The sequence below is a fragment of the Nodularia harveyana UHCC-0300 genome, from assembly GCF_034931085.1.
Lineage (GTDB): Bacteria > Cyanobacteriota > Cyanobacteriia > Cyanobacteriales > Nostocaceae > Nodularia > Nodularia harveyana.
Map to the genome: position 1 here is coordinate 24,626 of NZ_JAYGHG010000044.1, position 9,633 is coordinate 34,258.

Annotated in this window: 9 protein-coding genes; 6 read left to right on the forward strand and 3 right to left on the reverse strand. The window is 41.3% G+C overall.

Annotated elements, in window-relative coordinates:
* Nucleotides 1-21: 21 nt before the first annotated feature.
* Nucleotides 22-876, forward strand: a complete 855-nt coding sequence (murI, locus tag VB620_RS19345) for a glutamate racemase (protein WP_323197782.1) — start codon at nt 22-24, stop codon at nt 874-876.
* 45 nt (nt 877-921) lie between these two features.
* Here murI and VB620_RS19350 read toward each other — a convergent pair whose 3' ends face one another.
* A complete protein-coding gene (locus tag VB620_RS19350) occupies nt 922-1,098 on the reverse strand; it encodes a hypothetical protein (protein ID WP_323197783.1) in 177 nt (58 codons plus the stop codon).
* A 1,063-nt stretch (nt 1,099-2,161) separates the two neighbouring features.
* Here VB620_RS19350 and sds point away from each other — a divergent pair.
* Nucleotides 2,162-3,133 carry a solanesyl diphosphate synthase gene (gene sds, locus VB620_RS19355; RefSeq protein WP_323197784.1) on the forward strand — a complete coding sequence of 324 codons (972 nt, stop codon included), beginning with the start codon at nt 2,162-2,164 and terminating at the stop codon, nt 3,131-3,133.
* 86 nt (nt 3,134-3,219) lie between these two features.
* Here sds and VB620_RS19360 read toward each other — a convergent pair whose 3' ends face one another.
* On the reverse strand, nt 3,220-3,693 hold the full coding sequence (locus VB620_RS19360; protein ID WP_323197785.1) for a hypothetical protein: 474 nt from the start codon (nt 3,691-3,693) through the stop codon (nt 3,220-3,222).
* 194 nt (nt 3,694-3,887) lie between these two features.
* Between VB620_RS19360 and hetZ the strand changes: the two genes are divergently transcribed.
* From hetZ to VB620_RS19380, 4 genes are all read left to right on the forward strand, one after another.
* The gene (hetZ, locus tag VB620_RS19365; RefSeq protein WP_323197786.1) at nt 3,888-5,108 is read left to right on the forward strand and encodes a heterocyst differentiation protein HetZ; all 1,221 of its coding nucleotides are present in this window, start codon (nt 3,888-3,890) and stop codon (nt 5,106-5,108) included.
* Entirely contained in the window at nt 5,101-5,259 is a 159-nt protein-coding gene (locus tag VB620_RS19370) for a hypothetical protein (RefSeq protein ID WP_323197787.1), read from the forward strand. The genes hetZ and VB620_RS19370 overlap by 8 nt, the downstream gene beginning before the upstream one ends.
* 46 nt (nt 5,260-5,305) lie before the next feature.
* Nucleotides 5,306-6,082, forward strand: coding sequence for a PatU (locus VB620_RS19375; RefSeq protein ID WP_407674271.1), 777 nt, complete (start codon nt 5,306-5,308; stop codon nt 6,080-6,082).
* 421 nt (nt 6,083-6,503) lie between these two features.
* Nucleotides 6,504-8,816 (forward strand): transglutaminase TgpA family protein, encoded by a 2,313-nt coding sequence (locus VB620_RS19380; RefSeq protein WP_323197788.1) that lies wholly within the window; start codon nt 6,504-6,506, stop codon nt 8,814-8,816.
* 53 nt (nt 8,817-8,869) lie between these two features.
* Here VB620_RS19380 and rnc read toward each other — a convergent pair whose 3' ends face one another.
* Complete coding sequence (gene rnc / locus VB620_RS19385) at nt 8,870-9,493, reverse strand: ribonuclease III (protein WP_323197789.1); 624 nt, start codon at nt 9,491-9,493, stop codon at nt 8,870-8,872.
* Nucleotides 9,494-9,633 lie beyond the last annotated feature (140 nt).

Below are 9,633 nucleotides of genomic sequence, written 5' to 3' on the forward strand. Positions count from 1 at the left end.
AAGCTAAATCAATATTTACCTGTGTATTCATCATCCATCTTTGACGATAATTTTGCGGTTCAAGACCCTCAACGCGCCCCCATTGGCGTTTTTGATAGCGGGGTGGGTGGACTAACAGTACTCCGGCAACTTTATCGCCATTTACCCCATGAATCTATTATCTACTTTGGAGATACGGCAAGACTGCCTTATGGCATTCGTTCACAAGTTGAAATATTACAGTATGTGCGCGAAATCCTGAACTGGATGCAGCAGCAACGTGTAAAGATGGTAATCATGGCTTGTAATACTAGTTCCGCCCTGGCATTGGAAGTAGTCCGCCGGGAGTTTAATATACCGATTATCGGAGTAATTCTACCAGGGGCAAAAGCAGCAGTACAGCAAGGAAAACGTATCGGTGTCATTGCTACCCCAGCTACGGCTAAAAGCAATGCCTATCGTCATGCTATTCTAGAGATGGATGCCAGTGTCAATGTTTGGCAAGTCAGTTGTCCTGAGTTTGTCCCACTGATTGAACAAAATCGCATCAATGATCCTTATACCACTGAAGTCGCACGTTCATATCTAGAGCCATTAATTCAGCAAGAAATTGACACCTTAGTTTACGGCTGTACCCATTATCCCCATCTAGCACCAATATTGCGATCGCTTCTCCCCTCACAAGTGAAACTTGTTGATCCGGCCGTTCACGTTGTAGCAGCTTGTACTCAAGAGTTAAACCTACTTAGATTAAGAAATACACATCCCCCACTACCAACTCGCTTTGCTGTTAGCGGTTGTCCAGAAAAGTTTGCCCAATCTGGTCTCCAGTGGCTAGGACATACTCCGACAGTTGAGAATGTGGATTTCACTGATACCCCTGTTTCCCAATTTTAATCACCATGAATAAATTCTGTTAACCTTGTATGTAAAAGTTTTAGCCTATTGACTATTAACAACCTCACTCACATGAGCCGTTAATGAAACATCTGATTCCTGTTTTCCTCGGTTACTTGCAGGTAAATTTCTAGTATCAGAATTATTACCACTTCTCTTAGCCAGCGCTAACAATACATAGACTGTAAACAAATATCCAGAAGCTAAAATAAAAGTCAACATAGGCATCTTCCCGTAAATCATCGTTCTACCAGCACCCTTCTGAATGGAATATATAATTTTTTTGAATTAGAAAAAATTCAACCTATTAAGTACATCCTTAATGGTTGTGCCGTTTATACAAAGCTTTCCCGTAGAATCATGATCATCTACGGTTAACTAAATAATTATTCAAATGAAATTTTGCAGACCACAAACACCACAACAGTTAGATTGCTAAACAGCAATTCCCACTGCACTCCTCAGCAGTCTACTGAGTCTGCATTATTTATGGTTATACGTCTATGAGGATAGAGGTCTTAGCGTTCAACAGACGTTAAGAAATTGCAGCGAATAATCCTAAGGATATCGCAATAATCCACTTCCATAGGCTCAATTGCCGTGTGAAAAACCAAGAAATAATTTTCTTAATTCTTCATTGACAGCTACTACTTATTTTAGACACTCAATCTCAATAAGTAACATTACCTAAAGGCAGCTTACCTTGGAAAAATGAGCGCTGAAAAATTTAAAATTCCTATAAATTAGCGTAACACAATGATCCTGAGTTTTCAGACCAATTTGGGGTTTAAGTTGAAAATTTTTAGATAGATCAAAACCAAACTGCTAAGACTTAGCTATTCCTTGATTTCAACTTGTATTTCCCTTAAACATTGATGATATGTATTATATATTACTTATTTGCAGAAATTAATTTTCGACAAAAAACAGCAATATCCTAATAACGGAGTCTTTACAGAAAATACAAAGCTTAGTGTTTTATATAAAATATACAGAAATATAGTCAGTAAATTGTATTTCTTGACTTTAGACGAGATAAGCAACAAATATAAAAAAATATTTGCCTGATGTAAAGAATATTTTTTGGAAGATAAAACATAGCAATAGACGCTTAACATAAGGATTTCAGGCAAATTGTACCTCTAGTTAACCTCCAATTTGGATGAATAACATACAGCAAATAAGCAGGTATTTCTCAATCAAAACTTTGCGCTGGCACAGGGTTATCTTAAAATGGGTGTAGGATATGTAAACTTTCGTAACCTAAGCCAGAGTCCGCCCATCCATGACCTCAGCCACCTCCCTGTTTACCCCTGTGGAAGCAGACCTGCGAATACTAGCAGATAACCTCAAGCAGCTAGTTGGAAATCGCCACCCCATCCTATTTATGGCCGCCGAACATCTATTCGGAGCTGGGGGAAAGCGTATTAGACCAGCAATTGTTCTGCTGATATCGCGGGCCACAATGTCAGAAAAAGACATAACCCTGCGTCACCGCCGTCTAGCAGAAATAACAGAAATGATTCACACGGCAAGCTTAGTGCATGACGATGTGGTAGATGAAGCACAAATGCGACGTGGTGTGCCTACCGTTCATAGTCTGTTCGGTAATCGCATTGCTGTCCTAGCAGGAGATTTTCTCTTTGCCCAATCGTCCTGGTATTTAGCCAACCTGGACAATTTGGAGGTGGTGAAACTACTCTCAGAAGTGATTATGGATCTGGCTACCGGCGAAATCCAGCAAGGCATAAATTGTTTTGATAATGGTATCTCTATAGAGACTTATCTCAAAAAGAGCTATTACAAAACAGCCTCCTTAATTGCCAACAGTTCCAAAGCGGCTGGGTTACTGAGTAACGTTTCTCTAGAAACTGCCGAACATTTGTACAACTATGGCCGTCATCTAGGTCTAGCATTTCAGATTGTGGATGATATTTTAGATTTCACCAGCACAACTGATACTTTGGGTAAACCAGCTGGATCTGATCTCAAAAGTGGTAATCTCACTGCACCCGTTTTATTTGCTTTAGGGGAAAAACCAGACCTGGAAGCGCTAATTGAACGTAAATTTGACCAAGAAGGAGATTTAGAGCAAGCCTTAGAGATGATTCAAGACAGTCAAGGTATACAGCAAGCACGGGAATTAGCGGCTTACCATGCCAGGTTAGCAGTTGACCATCTTGAGGTTCTCGCCCCCTCCGAATCACGCGAGGCACTAATTAACATCGCTGACTACGTACTCAGTCGGCTTTATTAACAAATTTGAGATTTTTAAATTAAAAATTTTAGGTCTTGCAGTTGGAATCTTAGATGTATCTAATGAATCCCAACTGCAAAATTTATTTATGCAATATTTGGAGGAATCTGTTGACCCCTTTGCTGTTGTTTTATCTGTTTTTGCAGGAGATTTTGCAATTCTGAGCGTTTGATTTCAACAGTATGAGTGGTCTGACCCGGCGTTTCTAAAAAAACTATACTATCTACGGGTTCTAATGCCACCATTTGGAACAAAATATGGGTAACAGGAACAATTTTAGTGACGATTTGAGGGTCAAGCCCAGCAGGTGAAATTAGGGAAACATCCTGTATGGTAGGAAAAGCGTAGATGACGCGCTTTTCTAATCCTGGATTTACCCGATTGCTCAATGTAGTTAAAACCCATCTCTCTTCTGCATTCTGAAGAATATAGTAATGGGAATGGCTTAACTTTTTAGTGATCGAGATCAATACAGGGCTAATTGCTGAAACAAGATGTGGTGTTATGCCATCGCGGGGTGCATTATTAATCAGCAATTGAATTTGTTTTTTTACATCCATAATGACTTGTAAACGGCTCCTGGGTAATGGCAAAAGCATCTATCAAATTGTGAACTATCCAATCCATCGGAGGCACATCCTAACTACTGGACTAGCCCACTTTTAGTTAATCAGTAAATCTCAACCACTAGCCAGCACCCACAGTCGTCACAGGTTTTACTTAAGTATTTTAGGGTCTTTTGAAAACCGAGACTATGAATTCAGCCGCAACTGCAACAATTCCAACCAAAACAGTTCCCACCCCAACCGTTCAGGAAGACAATTCTATCAACGTTGAGGGGACATTCCAACTCCTATACCAGGAACTTCAGGAATCAACCAAGGCTTCCCAGCAGAATTGCCATGATGTAGCCAGCAGAATTACCACGGAAGTATACCGGATTTGCCAAGAGAGTAAACGTATCCAGGCTTCTGGGGATGTGCAAGGCTCGGCTATTTCCCTGGCTAGACATCGACTGCAACAGTGTCTCAGGTACTATCAGTTGGGTTCCAGTCGAGGTAGGGTAGAGTTACACAGTACTCTGAGTGCAATTATATATCGCTACATTAATCCTCCTCAAAGGCAGTTGAGCTATCAAGGGCGGCTGACCATTATTGAAGATTTTCTTCAAGGTTTTTATCTAGAAGCTTTAAATGCTTTCCGTCGGGAAAATCAATTGGGTGCGACTTATCGTCCCCAAAGTCTGCTGGAGTTGGCAGAGTACATGGCATTTACTGAACGCTATGGTAAACGACGAATTCCGTTACCAGGAAGACAGCAGCAGCTAATTATCCTCCGGGCCCAAACTTTTTCGCAACAGCAACCCCAGGAAACCAGTGTAGATATAGAACAAGCCGCAGAAGGTAGTTCTAATGATAATGACGGTTCTTGGGAAGAACCAGCAGTACAGCAGTTGCGTTCAGCAATGGCTATGCAACCTGAACCGGAACCAGAAGAAGATACTCTGCGTTCGGTTGTGATTACAGAATTAATGGATTATCTCGAACAACGGCAACAATCTGATTGTGCTGATTACTTCTCTCTGCGTCTCCAGGATTTATCAACTCAGGAAATTGAGTCAATTTTGGGTTTAACTCCGCGTCAGCGCGACTACTTACAGCAACGCTTTAAATATCATCTGATTCGGTTTGCCTTGTTACATCGTTGGGAATTAGTTCACGAGTGGTTGGAAGCCTCACTGCATACTAATTTGGGTTTAACTCCCCAGCAATGGCAAGATTATACAACGCAATTGGATGATAAGCAGCGCTCGTTACTGGAATTGAAACAACAAGGAGAACCAGATGAAACAATTGCGAAAACTTTAGGTTTGTCTACAGCGCAACTCCAAAAACGGTGGTTTAAAATGCTGGAACAAGCATGGGAAATTCGTAACTCTCTAGTATCCGGATCAAGTGCATCTACTCATGAATAGTGACTCAGAATCCTTACAAACTGATTTACTGGATTGGTTGTTGGCATATAAAACTAACATTCATAAGCCTAAATTGTTAGATTGTAAGGAACTTGAAGGGGTATACGAACCTCTCAAGGAGGTAGCCACCTTTACAGGCGGTGAGCCATAATTGGGAGGAATCCCCCCCAACCTTTTAATTGGGAGAAATTCCTACTGTGCAAGAACGTTTCGAAGCCGTCCTTAAGCGTCGGTTACAAGTTGAAGTCGAAAAGCAGCCTCCTTTATTTCCTTGGGAGTCTCAATTGGTAGAGTACTCAGATGTTGTGGAAGAGCGATCGCCTGCATTAAGTCCTCACTGGGGATGGATAGCACAGCAATCAAAGCTGAATCTTCCTATTCCATTACCAGAGAAAGTTTTCCAAGAATTACTAGCAAAATGTCAAGGTTTGATTACATCTTCGCTACCTCTAGGGGCAAAACTAGTTCAGGTAGTTGAGGACTTTTTCCCAAATGAGTCTCAAACCATCAATGATTTAGCTGGATTGGTTCTGAGAAGTACTTATCGTTCTGTGGATACTCTGGATACTATGCCTGAGATTCATGAAGACTACTCAGATTTGCAACCACGTCAACAGATGGCATTGTCGTTATTAGCAGCTAAAGAACTGCTGGATAATTTGACTTTGCCAGTATCATCAGCTCATCCTGTTCTAGAAAGACAATGGCTGACTAGCGCCGGAACTCTGACTTTGAGGGTAGAATACCAATCTCAAGATGGGCTGACACAGTTGAGTGTTGATTGTAAGTTACCAGCTCGAGGAATTTTGAAATTGGAAGGACATGGCAATCAAGCAGTAGCACATTCTGACACTCCGGGAAATTTGAGTGTAGAATTATACTGTAATCAACCACTTCCGATTTATACTCTGGAAGTTGATTTTCCGGAACTAGACCAACAGCCTTTACTGTTTGTCATTAGTCCCAAGATTTAGTGGCAATAACCACTTTTAGTTGTTGAGGTTGATTAACACTGATATATCAGATGGTTATCGTGGTTTCAATCTTATCCTTTAGTAACAATCGATCATTAGGGTTTCTACTTTATTAACAAGTGGTTATGAGTTGTGATCTGAAAACCGCAATGAAAATCACACCTGTCTCAAATAATAAAACTGACATAGCTTGCTTCCAGGAAGTTCTTTTTTCTGGGAATAAATTGGTGGGAAAATTTACTCAGGCGCAAGCAAGGTAGTCATACCAATTTGTCATTCATAATTTGTAATTAAAAAAGTCAGACTCAATCTGGATTCCCGCGTGATTGTATCTGTCATATTTTTTTTTCAAATTGGTATCAGTTGGTATCCCTAATATTGTGTCTACAGCATCTACAATACCCCTTGGTTTATATTCTTAATGTTTAAGTTATCTAGGATCAATCAGGTTTCGCTTCTACCTATAGGTCGTTACTGGCGGCAAAATGTCCGGGGATCAGCGTCAACGGATGTTGAAAATTCTATTTCCTTAAGGGTTCTGATATTAGCGTTAGTAATTGTCGGAGTGCTTGCCACGGACATAGCGAGCGGGACTCAATTCAGTTTGTGGGCAGTGCCTCTAAGTATATTAGGTGCGACTTGGAGTTACTACAATCGCCGCAGTAACAATATTCCGGTTAAATTCTGCATTGCCATCGGAATGCTAATTGCATTAGGTGGTTTTTTTGGGCAGTTGGTGGGAGAATTGAATGATACGCGACTAGCTTTGGCAGAGTTATTAATTCAACTACAAATACTCCACAGCTTTGATACGCCTCGCCGCAAAAGCTTGGGTTATTCCATAGTTATAGGTTTGATTTTATTAGGTGTGGCAGCAACACTCAGTCAAACTCTGGAATTTGCCCCGATGTTGCTACTATTTTTAGCGATCGCTTTGCCGACTTTAGTATTAAACTATCGCTCTCAACTCGGTATTCAGGCATCAAAAGTAAATAATAAAAAGTTCCCTCTGCAAAATTCTCCAATCCTCAATTTAAAATTCTTAAGTTTCAATTTTTTGATTATTGTCGGGCTGGGTCTGGCAATTTTTGCTGTTTTACCCAGATTCCCTGGCTATCAACTCCGCAGTTTTCCTGTCAGCGCCCCCATCAGTGTCGAGGATGATTTTACAGGTCGGACAATTACTAATCCTGGTTATGTCCGTGAAGGTAATAACAGTAATCAAGGTGCTGGTACTGGGAATGGACAAGGCGAAAACGGTGAGGTAGATAATGACTTTTATTACGGCTTTAATAGCCAGATGAATCAAAATTTGCGGGGAGAGATGACACCCAAGGTTGTGATGCGGGTGCGATCGCAAATTGAAGGATTTTGGCGCGTGTTGGCATTTGACCACTACACAGGACAAGGATGGGAGATTTCCCGTAATGACGACGTTACTACCCACAGGCGTGCGCCTTGGTCTTATCAAATTCGTTTGCCTTTGCCAATATTTATTGGTCGCAGTCGAGAAATAGTACAAACTTACACAGTGGTGTCGGATTTGCCTAACTTGATTCCGGCGATGGCTCATGCGAAAGATGTCTATTATCCTGCACCGATTATTGCAGTTGATCCAGAAAATGGACTGCGATCGCCTGTAGGATTATCAGAAGGACTCACCTACACTGTCGTTTCTCAAGTACCATACCGCGATCGCACTTTATTAGGTCAGGCTTCCACTAAGTATCCCCCAGATATTAAGAATCATTACTTACAAATTCCTTCCGAAATTCAGGAAAAAGTTCGCCAACGGACGGAAGAAATCATCAATAATTACAACCAAGAACGCATCGAAAATTCAGCCAAAACCATTGATTCACCTTATGAAATAACTCTTTACCTAGCCCAGTACCTTAAACAAAACTACTCTGTTCCGGAAAATCCTTTAGGATTGCCCTTTTTGAGCGAAGAAGAAGACATGGTAGAAGCCTTTTTGTTCAAAAACAACGGCGGCTATCCCGACCACTTTTCCACAGTTCTCACGCTGATGCTGCGTTCCATTGGCATCCCCTCCAGGTTAGTGGCTGGTTTTAGTGCGGGACAGTTTAATCCATTTACCGGGATGTACGTTGTCCGTAATACAGATGCTTACGCGATGACAGAAGTTTACTTCCCCAGATATGGCTGGTTTGCTTTTGACCCCATCCCCAATCATCCGTTAATTCCTCCTTCTGTTGAGGACATTGAGACATTTAGTGTGCTGCGACAGTTTTGGCAATGGGTAGCTGGCTGGTTACCAAGCCCTGTCACAGGATTTTTAAACACTCTATTTGGAACCATATTTCGCTGGTTAGCTAGATCATTAGTGCGGTTTTTGGCTTTATTTTCCCAAGGGTGGCTCGGCATTTTAACCGGCTTAATCTTAGCTACAACTACAGCATTTTTAGCTTGGCTAGGTTGGGGACAATGGCGACAATGGTTGAAACGTCGCTGGTTAAAAAAATTGCCCCCTATGGAAAGTCTCTATCAGCAAATGCTGCAATGGTTAGATGAAAAAGGTTTGGGTAAGCATCCAGCACAGACACCCTTGGAGTATGCCAATGTATCACACCAGCATCACGCCCCAGCAACGGCTGAGATCATAGATGAAATTTGCCAATCTTATGTCGGCTGGCGTTACGGTGGTCATACTCCTAACTTGAATCGATTGCAAGAAAAATGGCAAGAACTGAAAAAGACAAATAAATATTGAGTTTGCTTTCTGTCTTTGTGGGAAAAATAATTAGCTAACCACAAAGACACTAACTAAATCAACCCCTGTTTTTTAAGATTAGATAAGGCATTTTCGGCAGATCGTGTTTTGGACTCTTGTTTACCACCAGCTGTTCCAGAACCGTAAACCTGATCACCCACAAACACCTGAGCAAAATATTCTGGAGCATGATCCTGTCCACCAATGCGTTCGGCTATATACTTAGGCATTAATCCATGATTTGCCAGTGACCACTTTTGGAATTGATTTTTGGAATCTACATTGGAACGGATTTCCATAATTGCGGGTGGGACAGAATCAAATAAATCTTCAATAATTGGGCGAATTTTTTCAATGTTGCGATCGCAATCTAAATAATAAGCACCCACAATCGATTCAAATGTACTACTTAATAAATTAGGACTTTCAGATCCTCCATCTTGTCTTGCACCTCTGCCTAAACGCATTCCAAAACCAACTTCAACCGCAAATTTTGCTAGTTGTTTTTCATCCACTAGTGCTGATCTGCGGCGAGTCATTTCACCTTCTGTTATGTCTGGATAGCGAGTATAGAGATACTCACCACTAACAAAAGTAAGTAAAGCATCGCCTAAAAATTCTAAGCGCTCATTATGCTTTTCACCAGGATTTTCATTGACATAGGAACGGTGAGTCAATGCCTGTAGTAACGTAAGCGTTCAGGGGGTATAAAGAAGAAGAAAACAACCCCCGAAGTCAAGCAATCAAATTATGCAGCTTTCGACAAGTCAGAATCATCAGAACAAGCAGTAGCTTCTGGAAGCAGAGAAGGAGTGGC